General features: G+C 33.0%; 16 protein-coding genes. 6 read left to right on the top strand and 10 right to left on the bottom strand.

Features of this window, described 5'->3' with window-relative positions; genetic code table 11:
* Nucleotide 1: 1 nt before the first annotated feature.
* The 5 genes from V1468_RS15930 to V1468_RS15910 form a co-directional block, all read right to left on the bottom strand.
* Entirely contained in the window at nucleotides 2-994 is a 993-nt protein-coding gene (locus V1468_RS15930) for a DUF3078 domain-containing protein (protein WP_331811202.1), read from the bottom strand.
* Nucleotides 995-1,006: 12 nt separating this feature from the next.
* Nucleotides 1,007-2,185 (bottom strand): AIR synthase related protein, encoded by a 1,179-nt coding sequence (locus V1468_RS15925; protein WP_331811201.1) that lies wholly within the window; start codon nucleotides 2,183-2,185, stop codon nucleotides 1,007-1,009.
* Between the two features lie 49 nt (nucleotides 2,186-2,234).
* The gene (locus tag V1468_RS15920) at nucleotides 2,235-2,918 is read right to left on the bottom strand and encodes a Curli production assembly/transport component CsgG (RefSeq protein WP_331811200.1); all 684 of its coding nucleotides are present in this window, start codon (nucleotides 2,916-2,918) and stop codon (nucleotides 2,235-2,237) included.
* 182 nt (nucleotides 2,919-3,100) lie between these two features.
* A complete protein-coding gene (locus tag V1468_RS15915; protein ID WP_331811199.1) occupies nucleotides 3,101-3,238 on the bottom strand; it encodes a hypothetical protein in 138 nt (45 codons plus the stop codon).
* Nucleotides 3,239-3,431: 193 nt separating this feature from the next.
* Nucleotides 3,432-5,618, bottom strand: a complete 2,187-nt coding sequence (locus V1468_RS15910; RefSeq protein ID WP_331811198.1) for a glutamine synthetase III family protein — start codon at nucleotides 5,616-5,618, stop codon at nucleotides 3,432-3,434.
* Between the two features lie 176 nt (nucleotides 5,619-5,794).
* Between V1468_RS15910 and V1468_RS15905 the strand changes: the two genes are divergently transcribed.
* Nucleotides 5,795-6,811, top strand: a complete 1,017-nt coding sequence (locus V1468_RS15905; RefSeq protein ID WP_331811197.1) for a glutamine synthetase beta-grasp domain-containing protein — start codon at nucleotides 5,795-5,797, stop codon at nucleotides 6,809-6,811.
* Nucleotides 6,812-6,872: 61 nt separating this feature from the next.
* Here V1468_RS15905 and V1468_RS15900 read toward each other — a convergent pair whose 3' ends face one another.
* Nucleotides 6,873-7,823 (bottom strand): calcium/sodium antiporter, encoded by a 951-nt coding sequence (locus V1468_RS15900; RefSeq protein ID WP_331811196.1) that lies wholly within the window; start codon nucleotides 7,821-7,823, stop codon nucleotides 6,873-6,875.
* 166 nt (nucleotides 7,824-7,989) lie between these two features.
* Here V1468_RS15900 and V1468_RS15895 point away from each other — a divergent pair, with 166 nt between their 5' ends.
* Both V1468_RS15895 and V1468_RS15890 read left to right on the top strand, forming a co-directional pair.
* Complete coding sequence (locus V1468_RS15895) at nucleotides 7,990-8,349, top strand: BlaI/MecI/CopY family transcriptional regulator (protein ID WP_278005874.1); 360 nt, start codon at nucleotides 7,990-7,992, stop codon at nucleotides 8,347-8,349.
* Nucleotides 8,350-8,351: 2 nt separating this feature from the next.
* Nucleotides 8,352-10,466: a M56 family metallopeptidase gene (locus V1468_RS15890; protein ID WP_331811195.1), complete on the top strand. Its 2,115-nt coding sequence runs from the start codon at nucleotides 8,352-8,354 to the stop codon at nucleotides 10,464-10,466.
* A gap of 276 nt (nucleotides 10,467-10,742) precedes the next feature.
* On the opposite strand, the gene V1468_RS15885 is transcribed toward V1468_RS15890, so the two are convergent.
* Entirely contained in the window at nucleotides 10,743-12,698 is a 1,956-nt protein-coding gene (locus V1468_RS15885) for an endonuclease (protein WP_331811194.1), read from the bottom strand.
* A gap of 595 nt (nucleotides 12,699-13,293) precedes the next feature.
* Here V1468_RS15885 and V1468_RS15880 point away from each other — a divergent pair.
* On the top strand, nucleotides 13,294-13,446 hold the full coding sequence (locus tag V1468_RS15880) for an SsrA-binding protein (protein WP_331811193.1): 153 nt from the start codon (nucleotides 13,294-13,296) through the stop codon (nucleotides 13,444-13,446).
* A 78-nt stretch (nucleotides 13,447-13,524) separates the two neighbouring features.
* On the opposite strand, the gene V1468_RS15875 is transcribed toward V1468_RS15880, so the two are convergent.
* The gene (locus V1468_RS15875) at nucleotides 13,525-14,427 is read right to left on the bottom strand and encodes an anti-sigma factor (protein WP_331811192.1); all 903 of its coding nucleotides are present in this window, start codon (nucleotides 14,425-14,427) and stop codon (nucleotides 13,525-13,527) included.
* A 159-nt stretch (nucleotides 14,428-14,586) separates the two neighbouring features.
* Between V1468_RS15875 and V1468_RS15870 the strand changes: the two genes are divergently transcribed.
* Nucleotides 14,587-15,039, top strand: coding sequence for a pyridoxamine 5'-phosphate oxidase family protein (locus V1468_RS15870; protein ID WP_331811191.1), 453 nt, complete (start codon nucleotides 14,587-14,589; stop codon nucleotides 15,037-15,039).
* 39 nt (nucleotides 15,040-15,078) lie between these two features.
* On the opposite strand, the gene V1468_RS15865 is transcribed toward V1468_RS15870, so the two are convergent.
* The gene (locus V1468_RS15865; protein WP_331811190.1) at nucleotides 15,079-15,882 is read right to left on the bottom strand and encodes an HAD family hydrolase; all 804 of its coding nucleotides are present in this window, start codon (nucleotides 15,880-15,882) and stop codon (nucleotides 15,079-15,081) included.
* Between the two features lie 42 nt (nucleotides 15,883-15,924).
* Nucleotides 15,925-16,938 carry a LacI family DNA-binding transcriptional regulator gene (locus tag V1468_RS15860; RefSeq protein ID WP_331811189.1) on the bottom strand — a complete coding sequence of 338 codons (1,014 nt, stop codon included), beginning with the start codon at nucleotides 16,936-16,938 and terminating at the stop codon, nucleotides 15,925-15,927.
* 64 nt (nucleotides 16,939-17,002) lie between these two features.
* Here V1468_RS15860 and V1468_RS15855 point away from each other — a divergent pair, with 64 nt between their 5' ends.
* Complete coding sequence (locus V1468_RS15855) at nucleotides 17,003-18,928, top strand: glycoside hydrolase family 97 protein (protein WP_331811188.1); 1,926 nt, start codon at nucleotides 17,003-17,005, stop codon at nucleotides 18,926-18,928.
* Nucleotides 18,929-18,982 lie beyond the last annotated feature (54 nt).

Raw genomic sequence — 18,982 nt, 5'->3', positions numbered from 1 at the left:
ATTAACTACCAGCAATTATACTCTCTAAATCTACCACAACACCAACACCAAGTAACTGTTTCCATTGAATTTTTGGACCTTCTACGACTATTTCTTCGTTAGTAACTTCATTGGTCTCTATCTCAGACTTAATATCATGATCATATCTTAAATGAGATCCTAATGTAGCTTGAACAAATTTATTAACCTTCATATCTAAGTTAACTTCCCAATCTACGTCGACATTACCAAAGTTTACCAGATAGTCTGTATATAGTCTTAAGCGTGAATTTAGTTTTATATTATCAAAAACCTCATCTTCAAACTGTCCTGTAAGTAAGACACCAAACTCCTGACGCGTGTTTTCACCTTTTTTTATAATATTACCTTCCATATCGTATATCGCAGGATCTACACCAAAAGCACCTTGATTAGCCAACTCTTCATCTAGTACAAAAGTTGTTTTTAAAGTTAATGGTGATGCATATACAGAAAACCGCTCTATATGTCTACCATACTCCATACCTGCTCCTAAAAACACATAACCTGGCGCCATGAATCTTGAAATAGGGTTTTCATCATCTGGACTACTGTATCCGTTTGCAAACTGAGTATTAAAACTAAACCTTGCTGAGTAAAACCAATTACTCTCCAAACTTTTTTCTAATCCAAAATTAGAAACAACTTCTATAACGTCTTCTGTTTTAAACAGTGATTGCTTTTCTTGCTTATTTAAACCGTAGCGCAGATTAAGTGAAGAATTCCAAAAGTAAGTTTCTTCTTTGTATTTAGCCGAAGCTTTCCCGCTTATAATAGCAGATATAGAGTTTGTACCGCCTGCATTCCAATTAGAAAAAGAAACCTGATTAAGAAAAAAACCCACTTCCTTTTCAGTATTCCAACCTAAACTTAACTTTGATTGTGGCTTTCTTAAAAACAAAGAATCTGGTTGTGCTGAAACACATAAACTAAATAAAAACGTAAAACCTAAAACATACTTTTTTATATTCTGCATATGGCTGATGGCTTAATAATTAAAGGTTCCGTATTCACTTTTTATAGTTAACTTCTTTTCTTCAGAAGCTTCTACTCTTCCTATAATTTGAGCATTAACATTAAACGATTTTGAAATTGCTATAATATCTTCTGCAATCTCTGGCTTAACGTACAACTCCATACGATGACCACAATTAAAAACTTGATACATCTCTTTCCAATCTGTATTAGATTGCTCTTGTATTAGCTTGAATAACGGAGGAATTTTGAACATATTATCTTTTACAATATGTAGCTTATCTACAAAGTGGAGGATTTTGGTTTGTGCTCCTCCACTGCAATGCACCATACCGTGAACAGTATCACTATTATATTTGTTAAGAATACTCTTAATGATTGGTGCGTAAGTTCTGGTTGGTGACAACACCAATTTACCTGCATCTATTGGCGAATCTTCAACAGGATCTGTAAGCTTAGTATCACCAGAATACACTAAATCTTCTGGTACTGAAGAATCAAAACTTTCAGGATATTTTTCTGCTAAATATTTTGAAAAAACATCATGTCTTGCTGATGTTAACCCATTACTACCCATTCCTCCATTATACTCAGTCTCGTAAGTGGACTGACCAAAAGATTCTAAACCAACAATAACATCTCCTTCAGAAATATTAGCATTGTCTATTACGTCAGAACGCTTCATACGAGCAGTTACAGTAGAGTCTACTATGATTGTTCTTACCAAGTCACCTACATCAGCCGTTTCACCACCTGTTGAATGTATTGTAACTCCAAAGCTTTTAAGATCTTCAATTAACTCTTCTGTACCATTGATAATTGCAGAAATTACTTCTCCGGGAATTAGATTCTTGTTTCTTCCTATGGTAGAAGACAGCATAATATTGTCAGTTGCACCTACACAAAGTAGGTCATCTATATTCATAATCAATGCGTCTTGGGCAATACCTTTCCAAACAGATATGTCTCCTGTTTCTTTCCAGTACATGTAAGCTAAAGAAGATTTTGTACCAGCACCATCTGCATGCATAATTAAGCAGTACTCTTCATCATTTGTTAAATAATCTGGAACTATTTTACAAAAGGCTTTAGGAAAAAGCCCTTTATCTATATTTTTTATAGCATTGTGTACATCTTCTTTTGAGGCAGAAACACCTCTTTGGGCATATCTTTTACTGACAGAATTACTCATTGAAACTGTTAATGATTCTTAGTACTGCAAAAGTAAGAATAGAAATTAATTATTTGATTAAATTAGAATTTATTACCGTTTCTATATTCTCTAATATTTCCTTTTTTCTTTTTTTGCCACCAAAATATAAGTTTACACCCAGACCAACTCTTAGGAAAGACTCATCTTTATCTGGCATAACTAAACCCTCTAACTCATTAGAAAGCACAAAATTGTAATCTCCATATAGCTTTACGCCCAATCCATCCATAACTAAATACTCTAACCCTAAACCGCATTGAACTTTGGTGTGGGATTCTTCAAAAGAGTTTGACGCATTATAGCCGTAACCTCCAAATATGAATGGAGAAAATTCGTTATATGGGCTTACTAAATATTCAAGATTGAAATCAAAAGACATAAAACCTTCATTTACCGTGTCGCTAAGGGCGATATTATATTTATTAAATGATAAGTTGATATTAAGATTACTAATAACAAAATATCTGTAACCTAATCTAAAATAAACATCAAGTTCTGAATCTGGATAATCACCAAGAATCATGGTAGTACCTACAGCCGCATCTACAGCATGAGTACCTCTTAATTCTAGAAAATCTAATTCTTTATAAAGTTCTTTGTTACTTATTTCTGTTTTCTCTTCTTGATCAACCTCTTCTTGAGCGGCTACAACATATAGGTTTAGAAAAATAAAAATGAATGTTAGGATTTGATTTTTATTTGCAATAATCATAAAGGCTTAATTAATAAATAAACTTAAGACACATAAGTATCTGAGGCTGCACAATATAGAAAAATATTTCACATACAGTCAAAAAATAAAAGACCAAGTGTAATAAAAAAGGATAAAACCATAAATATGGTTTTATCCTTTATAAATTTTAATGGCTTACAAGCCTTGTTATTGTTTTAATTTTAAGATTCTGTCAGTAGCGTTGGCTGTATGTTAACAACCTCATCATTTACAACATCTTTGATATCTTCAGAGTTGTCTTGAGTAAGAATTAAGGTCGCACCCACTAGAATAGCTACACTTAATAGTAACTTCTTCATTTTTACAAATATTGATTAATAGCACTACAAACATACTAAATAAACACATTGTAAAAATGGTGAAAACTAGTTTTTTTACAACAATTCATAGGGTTTTCGACAATGCGACATTTGTTATCGACAAACGACACAAAATGTATTTTTTACACCTAGTTTTATACGTATAAATACGTACAAAAAAATTTTGAAACTACTATTTTGTGAATAATAACTCTCTATACTTTGTTAGTGGCCACAGCTCATCATCTATCATTAACTCTAACTTATCACAGTGATATCTAATATCATCAAAAAGTGGTTTTACTTTATTGCAATACCCTTGAGCTTTCTTTTCAATATTGCTTTGAGAATTTACACTTTTACGTTCATCAATCATCTTAGTTACCAATGAGTTTATAGCTTCTATGTGCTTAGATATCTGCTCTATAATATTTAATTGTTCTGTGGCAAAATCTTTAAACCCATCACCATAAATAACTTTAAGTCCTTTTACATTCTCTATAAGTATGTTTTGGTATCTTACGGCAGTTGGCACTACATGGTTACGAGCAATATCGCCTAGAACTCTACTCTCAATCTGAACGTGTAGAATATACTCTTCCATTTCAATTTCGTAACGTGCTTTGGACTCTACTTCATTCATAACACCAAGGTTTTCAAATAACGCTACAGTTGATTTCGACACCTTAACTTTAAGTGCTTCCGGTGTTGTTTTGTTATTACTTAGACCGCGCTTTTTAGCTTCCTTTTCCCAAGCTTCACTATAACCATTACCTTCAAAAAGAATAGCCTTTGATGTCTTAATATATTCTCTTAGAACATTAAAAATAGCATCATCCTTTTTCATTGATTTTTTATCAATTAAAACATCTACCTCTTCCTTAAAATCAATTAATTGCTTGGCAACAATGGTATTTAAAACCGTCATTGGGTTTGCACAATTAGCCTTAGAACCTACTGCTCTAAATTCAAATTTATTACCTGTAAAGGCAAAAGGAGAAGTTCTATTTCTATCTGTATTGTCTAAAAGTATTTCAGGAATTTTACCAACAACATTAAGCTTTAAGTCTGTTTTCTCTTGAGGAGACAACTTTCCTTTTGTTACAGTTTCTAGTTCTTCTAAAACTTTAGTTAACTGAGCTCCAATAAAAACAGAAATTATTGCAGGCGGAGCTTCATTAGCACCCAAACGATGATCGTTACTCGCAGATGCAATAGCTGCTCTTAATAATTCTTCGTGAGTTTGAACAGCCTTTATTGTATTTATAAAAAAAGTTAAAAATTGTAGGTTACTCATTGGAGTTTTACCAGGCGATAAAAGATTAATACCTGTATCAGTACTAAGACTCCAATTATTATGCTTTCCTGACCCATTAACTCCTGCAAATGGTTTTTCGTGCATAAGTACAGTAAAATTGTGACGTTTAGCAACTTTTTGCATAACATCCATTAATAAGGAGTTGTGATCTACTGCAAGATTAGCTTCTTCAAAAATTGGAGCTAACTCAAATTGATTTGGAGCCACTTCATTATGTCTTGTCTTCACAGGAATACCCAGTAACATACTTTCATTCTCTAAATCTCGCATGTAGGCCATCGCTCTCGACGGAATAGTCCCAAAGTAATGATCGTCTAATTGTTGTCCTTTAGCAGGCGAATGTCCTAATAAGGTCCTTCCTGTAAGTACAATATCTGGTCTTGATGTTGCTAATGCATTATCAATTAAAAAGTATTCTTGCTCCCAACCCAATGAAGCACTTACTTTCTTTACATTTTTATCAAAATACTTACAAACCGCTACTGCCGCCTTATCAACAGCGTGCAATGCTCTTAATAATGGAGTTTTATAATCTAAAGCTTCACCTGTGTAAGACACAAAAACTGTAGGTATACACAAAGTAGTGCCATAAACAAAGGCTGGTGATGTAGGATCCCAAGCTGTGTAGCCTCTGGCTTCAAAAGTGTTTCTTATGCCTCCATTAGGAAAACTAGAGGCATCTGGCTCTTGTTGCACTAATTGACTACCTCCAAATCTTTCAATAGCAATTCCATCTCCTATTGTTTCAAAGAAAGCATCATGCTTCTCTGCCGTCGCACCTGTTAATGGCTGAAACCAATGTGTATAATGTGTAGCTCCTTTAGATATTGCCCATTCTTTCATTCCTGTAGAAATGTGGTCTGCTAAAACTCTATCTATTTTGGTACCTTTAGATGCAGCCTCCATAATACTTGATAAGGCTTCTTTAGTTAAATATTGACGCATAGCAACCTCGTTAAAAACATTAGCGCCAAATACTTCTGAGCGTCGTTTTGACTCTTCAATTTTTAAAGGTTTTCTTTTTAATGATTCTTTTACAGCAAAAAATCTCAATGTTGACATATTAGTAAAATTTTGGCTCAAAAATACGAAATTATCAAAATTACCAATCCACACCCCTTAAAATTTAGGGCTTATTAACAACTATTAATAACATTTTACCTAAAACACCCTATTTTTTTTGATAGCATTGAAAAAAATAATAATATTTGTAGCATCAAATAATAAATCTTAAACTGATGAGTAAATCTAAATTAGAGTACATATGGCTAGATGGTTATAAGCCTACTCAAAACATGAGAAGTAAAACTAAAGTTGAAGACGATTTTAGTGGAAAATTAGAAGACTGCCCTATCTGGTCTTTTGACGGCTCGTCTACAAGACAAGCTTCAGGAGGTGATTCTGACTGTTTATTAAAGCCAGTTGCTATTTATCCAGACCCTACAAGAAAAAACGGGTACTTAGTAATGACTGAAGTTTTGAATGCTGATGGTACTCCTCATGAATCTAATGGTAGAGCAACGATTGATGATGATGATAATGATTTTTGGTTTGGTTTTGAGCAAGAATACTTTATCATGGATAAGAAAACTCAATTACCTTTAGGCTTCCCTGTTGGTGGTTATCCTGCGCCTCAAGGTCTTTACTACTGTTCTGTAGGTGGAAGAAATACTCACGGAAGAGCTTTCGTGGAAGAGCATGCTGATTTATGTATTGCTGCGGGATTAAATTTTGAAGGTATTAACCAAGAGGTTGCTTCTGGTCAGTGGGAATTTCAATTGTTTGCTAAAGGTGCAAAAAAGGCTGGTGACGAAATTTGGGTAGCACGATATCTATTAGATAGATTAACTGAAAAATACGGTTACTATATAGATTATCACCCTAAGCCATTAGGCAAAGACATGGACTGGAATGGTTCTGGTATGCACGCTAACTTCTCTAACGAAATATTAAGAACTTGTGGTGATAAAGCGACTTACGAAAAAATCTGTGAAGCATTTAGACCTGTTGTTAAAGAACATATAGAAGTATATGGAGAGTTTAACGATCAACGTTTAACTGGTGACCATGAAACACAATCTATCGACGAGTTTAGCTATGGAGTCTCTGACAGAGGTGCTTCTATTCGTATTCCTATTATTACTGTAGAAAAAGGTTGGAAAGGCTGGTTAGAAGATCGTCGTCCGGCTTCTAATGCAGATCCTTACAAAGTTGCAGGTAGAATTGTAAAGACAGTAAAAAGTGCTGAAGTTTAATCAACAGCATTAATTTATAAATAAAAAAAAGCTCATAATAATTATGAGCTTTTTTTGTGTCTTATTTTAAAGCCAAAAAGATAAAAATCATATAAGCACCAAATAACAACATACCTTTATAGCGTCCAATAATAAATCGTTTTGGAATAAGCATTAGTGGCACTAATATTGCCGCAAACGCTATCATCCAAAAAATATTGGTCGATAATATCTCTGGTGTTTCAGGATTTACTGCAATAGGTTTTATTATAGATGTTAAACCCAATACAGAAGCAATATTAAAAATATTAGAACCAATTAAATTTCCTAAAGAAATAGCCTTTTCTCGTTTTAAAGCCGCTATAACAGATGCTGCCAATTCTGGCACACTAGTACCAATTGCAATAACCGTTACAGAAATTGCATAATCACTTATACCAACCGCTTTTGCAAGATCTTTTGCGCCTTCTACAAGCCACTCTGACCCAAAATATAAGCCTGCAGCACCAATAATCAACCAAGCTACAATCTTAAAATTAGACACCTCAGCTAAAGCGTCATCAACCTCATCTAAATTTGCTTTTATCGTTTTTCTAGAGCTCCTAATGAGTATAACCAAAAATACAATTAAGGCTATAAAAAGAATTGCTCCTTCTAAAGCAGAGAGCAATTCATCATTCTTCAAAAAATAATATAACGCAAAGGATACCAACATCATCATTGGCCAATTGAGCCGGTAAAAATCTCGATCTACAGCTAGCGGAGAAATAATTGCTGTTATCCCTAAAACCAAACCTATGTTAGCAATATTAGATCCTATAACGTTACCCAATGCAATATCTGTAATACCGTCAAATGCTGCTTGTAAGCTCACTAAAAGCTCTGGTGCTGATGTTGCAAAAGACACCACTGTCATACCTATAACAAGCTTAGATATTTTTAGCTTAAAGGACAAACCTACAGAAGCTCTAACCAAAAAATCACCACCAACAACCAACAAAGCTAAGCCAGCTATAACAAGAAATACACTCATCTACAACCCAAATATTTAATTCATATTTTTTAAGAATTGCGAAGATAGTATTTCATTTTCAAAGCAAACAAAAACTAAATTTTTCGTTAAATAACTATTTTTATAGTTGATTAACTATAAAAATAGTTATATTTGATTTTTAGAATAATGATTTAATATTTCCAAAATGCAAAAACTCACTAACAAAGAAGAAGAAATAATGCACATATTGTGGAAGCTAGAAAAAGCTTTTGTAAAAGATGTATTAGCAGAAATAGAAACAGACAAACCACACTACAACACTTTATCTACCATAATTAGAAACCTGGAAGAAAAAGGGTACGTGAGTTATAATGCCTACGGAAAAACACATCAATACTACCCTATTGTTTCTAAGGAAGATTACAAAAAACGTTTTATGAATACCGCTATTGAAAACTACTTTAACAGTTCTTATAAAAACGTGGTGTCCTTTTTTGCTAAAGAAGAAAAAATTAGTGTTGACGAGCTAAAGGAGATTATTGCAATCATAGAAAACAAAAAGTAACCATGGAATATCTATTAAAAGCATCAGCTGTAATTTGTGTATTCTATATATGCTATCAGCTGTTATTAAAACGAGAAACTTTTTTTAACCATAACCGTTGGTTTTTAATTATTGGTTTGATAATAGCATTAGTGTTTCCTCTTGTTGTCATTCCTATTTATATTCCTGTAGAAACAGTAGCTTCACCAGAAACTACGTTTCAAACAAATAATGTAGCTATCACCTCACTAAGCAATATTATTACAAAAAAGCAATTTGAATGGTCATCATTGTTACCAATTATTTATGCCATAGGTTTTGGCATTTTATTTCTCCAGTTTTTATTTCAGTTTGGGTCTTTAATATGGTTACTAATCAAAAATCCCAAAAACAAAGAAGGTATATATACCTATGTAACCGTTAATCATAAAATATCACCATTCTCATTCTTCAAATGGATTGTTTTTAACCCTAAAGACTTTAACAACGAAGAATTAGAACTCATATTAATGCACGAAAAAGTACACGTTAACCAAATGCATTCTTTAGACGTTCTTTTTTCTCAACTAGCATGCGTAATCTTTTGGTTCAACCCACTTATATGGTTCTACAAAAAAGAAGTGCATCAAAATCTGGAATATATCGCAGATTGTGAAACGCAAGCTACTACAAAGAATGAAAAAGCTTATCAGCATTTACTACTAAAAACCAGTATACACAACACTAATATTTCATTATCAAATAATTTCTATAATTCACAAATCAAAAAACGAATCATTATGTTACACACATCTAAATCTCACCGTAAAAAACAATGGAGGTACTTATTAATTCTTCCACTTTTGGCAGGTTTATTAATGAGTATGAACACTGAAAAAGTGTATATAAACAATACCACCACAACTGAAAGCACAAATGAAACGCTCGAATTTTTAGTCACTAAAAACACAACAGACACAGAATTAAAAGCCATGTCTAAAGCGATTGAAGACAAAGGAGGAACACTTGTATTTAGCCAAATAAAACGAAACTCTAATGATGAGCTTATTGATATTTTTGTAAAATTCTACAATCGTAGCTATGGAGGGGGAAATACAGAAACTCCAATTGAAGATTTTATTATTTACAAAGAGTTTTTTGATGACTATGCTGGCTATGTAGGCAGTCCTCAAAATGCTACTTTTCATTTTGATATTGACAAAAAACAAAATGAATCTGACTATAGAGCACTACAAAAAAGAGCTATTTCTAAAATGAAATCTCTTGGTATGCAACATGAAGAACTTTCAACTAAAAAAGAAGAAAAACAAAAATCTGCAAAGTCTGAAAAACAAAAAGTAAAACAAGAGTCAATTGCTTCAGAAAAAGAGTTTATCATAACAACAATAAATAAATCCACCACAGATACTGAACTAGAAAGCATAAAAGAAAAGCTCAAACAAGAAGGTGTTACCTTAAAAATAAAAGGGATTAAACGCAACAAAAAAGGCGAAATTAGAGCTATAAAAATTGAAGCTAAATCCAACAACTCAAGCACTAAATATCAAATAAGCTCTGATGACGAAGCCATAGAACCAATACACATTGCTTTAGACAAAGAGCACAACACTATTACTATTGGCAACGAAGATCGCAAAACAAAAAAGCATTCTTACATCATAAAAACTGAAGATGGAGGTAAGCACAAAATTCAAAAAACAGGAAGCAGTAATAATGTGTTTGTAATTAGCGAAGAGAAAGTTAACCAAGTTAAAGCAGATACCATGTATGTTGTGGTAGATAAAAACAAAAGTGCAAAAACTATAGAAGTCATTTCTGAAGATGATGACGAAGTTGAGGTTATTTTAGAAGAAAAAAGAGGAAACAATGTATGGATAAGTAATGACGACATAAAAAAAGAAGAGGATATAATTATTATTCAACATGCATATGATGATGAAAATATGTCTATTTCAACATCTAGTGGAAAAGACCCTTTATACATTATAGACGACAAGGAAGTCTCCAAAGATAAACTTGCGACCATAAAACCAAACAACATTGAATCTGTAATGGTTCTTAAAGATGAGTCTGCTATTAAAAAATATGGTGAAAAGGCCAAAAATGGTGTAATTATTATAAAAACCAAAAAGGATTAAAGTTTCATCAATCAATCAAAACGGAAAAAGCCAAACATTAATATTGAGTTTGGCTTTTTTATTTTGTCCTTAATCAAAAAATCCTCCATAGTCTTCACCATCATCTTCATATGGGTTATCATGTGTAAATGTATCAGGAAAAAAATGGGGTAATCTAAATATTAAAAACCCTATAATGACTACTATTATTAATATTACTATCTTGAACATGTAAATTCTAAAAGGTATTAAGTCTGTGCCTCCTTAATAGATATTATCATTTAACTAAAACACCTATTATTTTATAATTATCTTTTTGGTTAAAGAGCCTTCGCTGTTAGTTAGCTTTACCAAATACAAACCAGAAGCTAAATCTATATCTACATAACTATCTACAGCGTTATATTGTTTTAATCGTTTTCCTTCCACAGAGTACACCTCAACATTTACTGCATTGCTTGCATTCATGTACAATCTTCCAGATGTTGGATTTGGATACAGCGAAACACCTTGTAATTTATTTTCATCTAAACTAAGCGACTGATCCCAAATATCTCCAACGTTATTTCCCCAAATATACTCCACCAACTCAGGTTGATCTATAAACGGATTTCTATTAAACTGCCATGTATAAACTACGTTGTTTCTGTTCATTTCAAAATCGTCTGGCGGATCATTTCTGTGCCAATCTAATAAGGTGGCTAAATCACCTAATTGTCCCGTTACTGTTGGAAATCCATTTACTACTTCAAGTCCATTATATCTAATTTCCATATACAATACACTTCGTGCCACATCACCTCTAAAACTACCTAATGTTCCGCTTGGCCCAATATATTGTCCATAATGTTGATTACCACGTGTACTATTCTCAACAGCGTCAGCTGCGCGCAATGCATGAGCGTCAGAATTTCCGTGACGCAAAGAGTCTGCCTCTGTTGTCCAAAACACGTCTACTCCATCAGCAATTTCATCTTCTTCTATATCATCAAAACCACCTCTTGAACGTGGAAAAGTATGCTCTCTATTCCATTTACCTGCATTACTACTACCTGTTTGTATATCTAATTTAGCTCTACCTTGTTCGGTATAAAGCAACCACACCTGATTGCTATTTGCAGGATTTTGATCCGCTTCCATTAAAATATCAATAACATCTGCATAGGTTTGTGCTCTTACCACATTCGGGTCAGCAATAATATCTTGTAACGCTTGTCTCAGAGCCGTATCGGCCAAACCATCTAAACTATCATAGTAACCATCTGGTTGTGTACTTTGAACAATTCCTGTGGTAGGGTTAATAGGTGTTCCCCAAGCTGCAACCGTAAAGTCATTATCCACTACTCTAACTTCTACAAAGTTATTACCAGGAACTATTGGCTCTTCTAAATCTGAAAACTGAATTCTTAAAACCTCATCACCTTCATCATCAGAATCGTCTGTTAGCGTTATGGTTGTAGATATTGAATTGGTTCCGCTTAAAATTGTAAGGTTTATATTCCCAGTATAATCTGAAGTATTAAACCCATAATTAGTAAGACTAATCGTAAAGTTTAAATCTGAAGTAACATTGGTTTCTGCAGTAAATGTAATATCAAAAGATGAACCTTCATCATATTGTGCTTCTGCAACTGAAATCTGAATAGGATTTATTTCTATCCCAGAGCCATCATTTTCTCGTCTTGGTGTTGGTGTAGCAGTTGAATAAGATTCTACTCCCATACCATCCACAAAGCGTTGTATAGACCTCTGTGTAGAATTGGTACCATTATCATTATACTGCATTGTTTCTCCTAATAATCCCATCAAAACAGTATCATCCGAATCGTTAGTATCATAAACCAAAGCATCTATTAGATTGGTTTGAGTAGCTAAAGTACCTTCAGGAAAATCATTAACAGAAGCCTGATAGATACCAACAGCATCTGCTCCATTCTGGATAACATTTTCTGATATTAATAATTGCGGAAATGGATATACACCTGTACTCCCAATTACTAATAAACCATTATTATCGGTTTGGTAACCATCTAAATCAATTACCATATAGCTCGAATCGCCACCACTAGAAGACCCATTAAAGAACACCAAAATATAACCGTCAGTTGAAAAATTTGGTGTCTGTGATTTTAACTCTATAAATTCTGCTGTATCTGTACTTGGAGAATCCGGATCTAATTCATTAATAATTAACACTTGACTCCAAGCATTATGAAATAGGAATAACACCAATACAATTAAAAAACGTTTCATATTCTAATTTTTTTCAAAGATACGTGTAAAAAAATCTATTGATGTTAATTAAAAATTATTTACAAAAACGAACTGAATAATACTATGATAATTATCAATTATGAATTACGCAAAAAAGATGAAAAGTTAAAATTTGAACTTTTTTAGGATAAAAAGCCTCTACGATTTTAAAAAAGCTCTCAAAAACCCTCTACAAACATATAATTCTATAATAATAAAACGTGTTTTTAATTACAAAAAGAAACTTTAACAAAGACAAGTCACATTATTTAGTAACATATTTTATTTTTTTAGTTATAAATGTAAATGCAAATTCGCCGATTTTCACAAAATCGTTTGGAAGACTAATGTTTATCGATATATATTGAAAACTCAATCAAGAATTTAAAACAATAATTAACCTCTAAACCAAAAAAATATGATGACTTTAGCAAAACTGATTATCGATATAATTTTTTCGATATTCTAAATTCAACCAATCAAAAAATAATCAATCAAAAAACAAGTAAAACTTAGTTCTAGAATAAGTTTTACTATTTTTATCGCTTACACAACATGCAAAAGGCATAATCACCCATTTGTAAAATCAATAAACATGAAGACATCTATCTTTAAGATTATTGCAAAGATTAACAAAGCGATACTTCCAAGTTATTCTAAAAGACAATTAGACCTTAGTAAAGCAACTAAATTACAGCTTGCTATAATTGGTTGGCGTGTGTACGTCACTAAAAATGCTTTAGACTAAAAAAGACTGCCTCTTGGGCAGCCTTTTAAAAAACTCAATTTAATCTATCGCATTAGCGGTAAATTCTCTTTTTCAACATTAGTTTCTTGTTACAGAACCCATTAGGGTTTCCACAGGACCATCTCCCATATCTATAACCGTATGATCCATGGCATTTGCTGGTACCATATGAGCTAAGGGTTTTAAAGTAAATGGTGCAGTACTATTATCTGGATATGGCTCTACAGAAATAACAACAGTTCTTCCTTTTAAATCTGTTGGAAATGTTAATCCAGCTGGAGCATTTTGTAAATAATCCTCACCTGGATAGCCTGGACCACTTCCTGCATCTCCTTTAAATATAGATGTTGTTGCGTTATCGTCAGCAGCCTCAGCACTTGTAAATGTTCCTGTACTTATTGGTGTACCATCAAACACAACCCAACCTTCGTATTTCCATCCATCTGCCAAAGTTGGTAGGTTTAGTCCAGGCACAAGATTTGGTGCGTTTGTATTATCTAAAAACCAAACACCACTAGATTCGTTTGTATCGTCCATATCAGTAGGTGTTGCTAAGATATATTTGCCTGTTGAAGCTCCAAGTGAAGAAACCGCACTTCCTGAACCAACAACAATATTATCTGAGTTAACATTGGCTACATTGCCAGAAAAATCACCAGCTAATAATTTTGTAGCTGCTGGTGCAGGATCTGGATCTACTGCTGGCTCAATGGAAAGCACAAATGTTGTTGCGTTTTCAAGTTGTTCTGTGTTAACAGGAAATGTTTGCGGAAATGCAACACTACTAAAAGTACCTGTACTTACAGGCTGGCCATCTACAATAATCCAACCTTCATAAACATAATCACTTCCTAATGCTTCTAAACCTTGTAGGTTTAATGTTAAATCTGACGTTGTTGACGTGTTATTATCGTCATCACTGCTACAGGATACAGCAAATACACTCAATGCTAGTAGTCCTAAAAATGTTTTTTTAATCATCGCTTGTTATTTTTAAAATATTATATAGCAAAACTAGAGCTCATCTTTGACCTAAAATGTTAGGTAGCTAACAGTTATAATATTTTTCTTGATAAAGCTGACTAAAATCATTAAAAATCAACGACCTAGTTAGTAACTTATAGAACAAATTTTATAGCCATGATTAAAAGTTTAGAACAAAAAAGGTGCTCCGAGATTTTAAAAAACAATTATATAGGTTACTTATCTTACATAAGTGGAAATAGACCTTACACGGTTCCTATTACCTACTATTACAATGATGAAGAAGATTATATCATCTGTTATTCTGGTAATGGACACAAGGTTAAATCTATGCGAAAGCAAACCTCAATTTGTATGACCGTTGCAGAAATTTTTAGCAATAATAAATGGCAATCTGTAATGGCGCATGGTGAATATGCCGAAATTGATGGAGGTACAGCAAAGCTATATTTACATGAGTTTTCATTAGGCATTAAAAACCTTGTTCTAAAAAAAGAGCACAAAGATTTAGACTATATAAGTCAATTTTCTAGTAAAATTTATAATATGGAAACACCTATTGTCTTCTTATTGAAAATTGACGACATTACTGGCAAGATGAAATCTTAGAGCAAGATTCTATTTTATCACTAATATAACTCTTATTAATTAGATTGAGTTCAATAACTTATCAATTATAAACTCGACGCCTTCTTCTGAATTACTCATAGTTTCATAACGCGCTACGGATTTTACATTAGGATGCGCATTTGCCATAGCAAAACTATACTCTGCTAATTTCAACATTTGTAAATCATTATTATAATCGCCAAAGGCCAAAGTCTCTTTTTCAGAAACCCCTAAATTATCTTGAAGAATTTTTAAGGCATAAGCCTTATTGGCATCAATATGTGAAATATCTAACCAGTTCTGGCCAGAAACAATGACTTGATAGTCTCTTTTTAATGAATCTAAACTTGGATAAATAAAATCTTCAGAAGAATCAAAATGATACACTGCTATTTTAAGAAATTCATCCTCCAAGACGTCTGTTAAATCATCTACAATTTCATATACTGAATAGTAGTTGCTGAGGTGCTCTATAAATTTAGAATTATTAGTCTCTACGTAAGCAGCTTTTCTTCCACACAAAACAATGTAAGAATCTCTGACAGTTCGAAGCAATTCAACACATTTTACTACATCTTCATTAGTAAGTTGCAATAACACTTTGGTTTGGTTTTGGTATTGCATTATACCACCATTTTCTCCAATAATGCTAATATCGTTTTTAATGCAATCTAACTTGCTTAGAATACTTTGGTATTGTCTTCCACTAGCTGCTGCAAAGTGAATATTTCTTTTTTGTAGTTCTTTAAATTGCTCAAAAAAACGAGTGCTTACCTCATTCTTTTCATTAAGAAGCGTGCCATCCATATCGGAAACCACAAGCTTAACTCTAGATAAATCCATTTTATAACTTTAAGTAGCAAAAATACAGGAATGAATGTAATTTTAATGTAAATTTTTAGTGTTCAAACTTACATCTATGGTCTTTGTTGAAAAATTATAACGGTTATCTTTACTTTTTATTCTATCCAGCAGAAGTTTGGCAGATGCTCTTCCCATTTCCTTTGCATTTTGATTAATCACAGTTAAGGTGGCATCATACTTAGATTGCATATCATTACAAAACCCAGCAATGGATATGTTACAATCTTCCTTTTTTAACTTATTAGTTACTAATATAGCGTGTAAAACGCTTTTTTCATTTAAGCAAAAAATTCCATCTACGCTCGGATCTTCCTTTAGTAGATTACTGAGTTTATCTTTTAATCCGATAGATCTCTCGTCTGTAATAAGCGTATATTTCACCTTAGACTTATACATATTTGCCGCTTTTATAAACCCCTTCTTCCTAAGCGTTAAATGTGATAGTGTTTTTGTCTTTGAGGTGATAACTATATGTTTACAATGTCTTTGGGTTATTAAGTATTGTGTCGCATCAAAAGCTGCCTTATAATCGTCGGTGATGACCTTATCACAATCAATTTCTTCACAAATCCTATCAAATGTTACTATTGGTGTCCCATTATCAATAAGAGTTTTAATATGTTCAAAATCTTTCTTCTGTACGGCCTCTCTCGATACACATAAAATTAGTCCATCAACAAATCCACTAGACATAACAGAAAGGTTCTTGGTTTCCTTCTCAATAAAATCATTGGATATTGCGGTGATTAACTTATAGCCTTTTTCAGATAAATAAGCTTCCACACCTACAAGAACTTTAGCATAGAACGGATTTAAAACATTCGGTAAAATTAAACCTATAGTGTTTGTCGTTCCCCTTCTAAAACTTGATGCTAATGAATTTGGTACATAGTTGCTCTGCTTTGCATACTCTAAAACTCTTTTTTTGGTTTTATCACCAATTTCATGACTGCCAGAAAGCGCTTTTGAAACTGTTGAAATTGAAAGATTCAGCGCTTTAGACATCGTTGACAACGTGGTTCTACTAGACGGCATTTTTGCGTATTTTTTTTAAAGATAAAAATTATTACTTTTATAAGTGTATAAAAAACACTTATTTATGAAAAATCATGTCTTTGCTCTTATCCTAATTTGTACTTCCCTTCTTCAATCTTGCAATGAAAAATCAAATATTGGATTATTTACTAATCCTAGCGAAACCATAAAAGTCAATTTTGGATTAAATAACAATAAAGCGCCTTTTTACAAAGTCTCATACAATAACAAAATTGTCTTAGACTCGTCGATATTAGGAATAGAAAGAAAGGACGAAAGTTTTTACAACAACCTTGAAATCATTACTATTTCTGAACCTAAACTAGTTAAGGACCATTACACAATGCATCAAGGCAAGCAGAAAAACATTGAATATGAAGCCAATCAGTATATCGTTGAATTGCAAAATGAAAATGAAAAACGCATCAATATTATATTCAATATCTCTGATGATGGTGTAGCTTTTAAATACAAATTTCCTGAAGCTTCCGATTCTATATTTAAAATAGAAGACGAAAAAACCACTTACAACTTTACATCAAACACCAAAGCTTGGTTACAGCCAATGTCTAGAGCTAAAACTGGTTGGGAACAGGTACATCCATCTTATGAAGAGCATTATATTTCAAATATTTCGGTTGATGAAAAATCACCTATTGGTGAGGGTTGGGTATATCCTGCGCTATTCAAGGCAAATGATACTTGGTTAGTTGTTTCAGAAACCGGACTCAAAGCCAACTATTGTGGCACACGTTTAATGTACAATGAAGAAGATGAAGCATTAAAGGTAACATTCCCTCAAAAAGAAGAAATTTTTCCTAATGGCGAACTAAAGCCTGAGTCCAAAACACCTTGGGAAACACCTTGGCGGATAATTACCATTGGTGACCTTAAAACCGTTACCGAAAGCACTCTGGGAACAGATTTAGCCAATAAAGCCATAGAAATGGGCACCTCTTTTATTGAAAGTGGCTTAGCCTCTTGGAGTTGGGCACTACTTAAAGACGATTCTGTAAATTATGAAACTACAAAAGAATTCATTGATTATGCATCAGATATGCATTGGAAATATTGCTTAATCGATGTGAATTGGGATACGACTATTGGCGATGAAAAAATGAAAGCACTAGCCGATTATGCCAACTCTAAAAATGTAAAATTGATTGTTTGGTATAATTCATCAGGTTCTTGGAACACGACACCTTATCATCCAAAAAGTAAACTTTTAACGCAAGAGGGAAGAGAAACAGAGTTTAAACGAATGAACGATTTGGGCATTTCTGGTGTTAAAATAGACTTCTTTGGTGGCGACGGACAATCAATGATTGCTTACTATCACGATATTTTAAAAGATGCAGCCAAAAATAAATTATTGGTCAATTTTCACGGTGCCACATTACCTCGTGGATGGCAACGCACCTATCCTCATTTAATGACTGTTGAAGCCATTAAAGGCGAAGAATTCATTACTTTTGATCAAGAAAATGCAGATCTACAAGCTAGTCATTGTGCTATGCTTCCATTTACCAGAAACATTTTTGATCCAATGGATTTTACACCAATGGTGCTTGATAGTATTCCTGGTATACAACGAAAAACAACCAAAAGTTTTGAGCTGGCACTTCCGATTTTGTTCTTATCAGGCATTCAACATATTGCTGAAACACCAGCTGGTATGGAAAAGCAACCTGATTTTATTATTGAATTTTTAAAAGACATTCCAACAAATTGGGACGAGTCTAAATTTATATCAGGTTTTCCTGGTAAGGATGTGGTTATGGCAAGACGAAAAGGTGACAACTGGTTTGTTGTAGGTATTAATGGCGAAGATCAATCTAAAACGCTTGATTTAGACCTTTCTTTCATTAAAAACAGTAAAGGAATTTTATATACTGAAAAGGACAATGAGTTCTACAGAGAAACGATTAATAGCGATAGCTTAACAAAGATTCAGTTAAAACGAAATGATGGCTTTGTTGTTAAGTTTTAGTCTAAAAAAAATCGGGATAAATTATAGTCCCGATTTTTTCATCAATCAATTTTA

The organism is Winogradskyella poriferorum (genome assembly GCF_036553625.1).
In the GTDB taxonomy this organism is placed as follows: domain Bacteria; phylum Bacteroidota; class Bacteroidia; order Flavobacteriales; family Flavobacteriaceae; genus Winogradskyella; species Winogradskyella poriferorum.
Note: the sequence above shows the minus strand (reverse complement) of the source record. Positions and strands in the feature narration are given on the sequence as shown.

What these genes read in the sequence shown, in the direction of transcription:
- V1468_RS15930 (WP_331811202.1), bottom strand. Translation starts at nt 994, where the DNA reads ATGCAGAATATAAAAAAGTATGTTTTAGGTTTTACGTTTTTATTTAGT.
- V1468_RS15925 (WP_331811201.1), bottom strand. Translation starts at nt 2,185, where the DNA reads ATGAGTAATTCTGTCAGTAAAAGATATGCCCAAAGAGGTGTTTCTGCC.
- V1468_RS15920 (WP_331811200.1), bottom strand. Translation starts at nt 2,918, where the DNA reads ATGATTATTGCAAATAAAAATCAAATCCTAACATTCATTTTTATTTTT.
- V1468_RS15915 (WP_331811199.1), bottom strand. Translation starts at nt 3,238, where the DNA reads ATGAAGAAGTTACTATTAAGTGTAGCTATTCTAGTGGGTGCGACCTTA.
- V1468_RS15910 (WP_331811198.1), bottom strand. Translation starts at nt 5,618, where the DNA reads ATGTCAACATTGAGATTTTTTGCTGTAAAAGAATCATTAAAAAGAAAA.
- V1468_RS15905 (WP_331811197.1), top strand. Translation starts at nt 5,795, where the DNA reads ATGAGTAAATCTAAATTAGAGTACATATGGCTAGATGGTTATAAGCCT.
- V1468_RS15900 (WP_331811196.1), bottom strand. Translation starts at nt 7,823, where the DNA reads ATGAGTGTATTTCTTGTTATAGCTGGCTTAGCTTTGTTGGTTGTTGGT.
- V1468_RS15895 (WP_278005874.1), top strand. Translation starts at nt 7,990, where the DNA reads ATGCAAAAACTCACTAACAAAGAAGAAGAAATAATGCACATATTGTGG.
- V1468_RS15890 (WP_331811195.1), top strand. Translation starts at nt 8,352, where the DNA reads ATGGAATATCTATTAAAAGCATCAGCTGTAATTTGTGTATTCTATATA.
- V1468_RS15885 (WP_331811194.1), bottom strand. Translation starts at nt 12,698, where the DNA reads ATGAAACGTTTTTTAATTGTATTGGTGTTATTCCTATTTCATAATGCT.
- V1468_RS15880 (WP_331811193.1), top strand. Translation starts at nt 13,294, where the DNA reads ATGAAGACATCTATCTTTAAGATTATTGCAAAGATTAACAAAGCGATA.
- V1468_RS15875 (WP_331811192.1), bottom strand. Translation starts at nt 14,427, where the DNA reads ATGATTAAAAAAACATTTTTAGGACTACTAGCATTGAGTGTATTTGCT.
- V1468_RS15870 (WP_331811191.1), top strand. Translation starts at nt 14,587, where the DNA reads ATGATTAAAAGTTTAGAACAAAAAAGGTGCTCCGAGATTTTAAAAAAC.
- V1468_RS15865 (WP_331811190.1), bottom strand. Translation starts at nt 15,882, where the DNA reads ATGGATTTATCTAGAGTTAAGCTTGTGGTTTCCGATATGGATGGCACG.
- V1468_RS15860 (WP_331811189.1), bottom strand. Translation starts at nt 16,938, where the DNA reads ATGCCGTCTAGTAGAACCACGTTGTCAACGATGTCTAAAGCGCTGAAT.
- V1468_RS15855 (WP_331811188.1), top strand. Translation starts at nt 17,003, where the DNA reads ATGAAAAATCATGTCTTTGCTCTTATCCTAATTTGTACTTCCCTTCTT.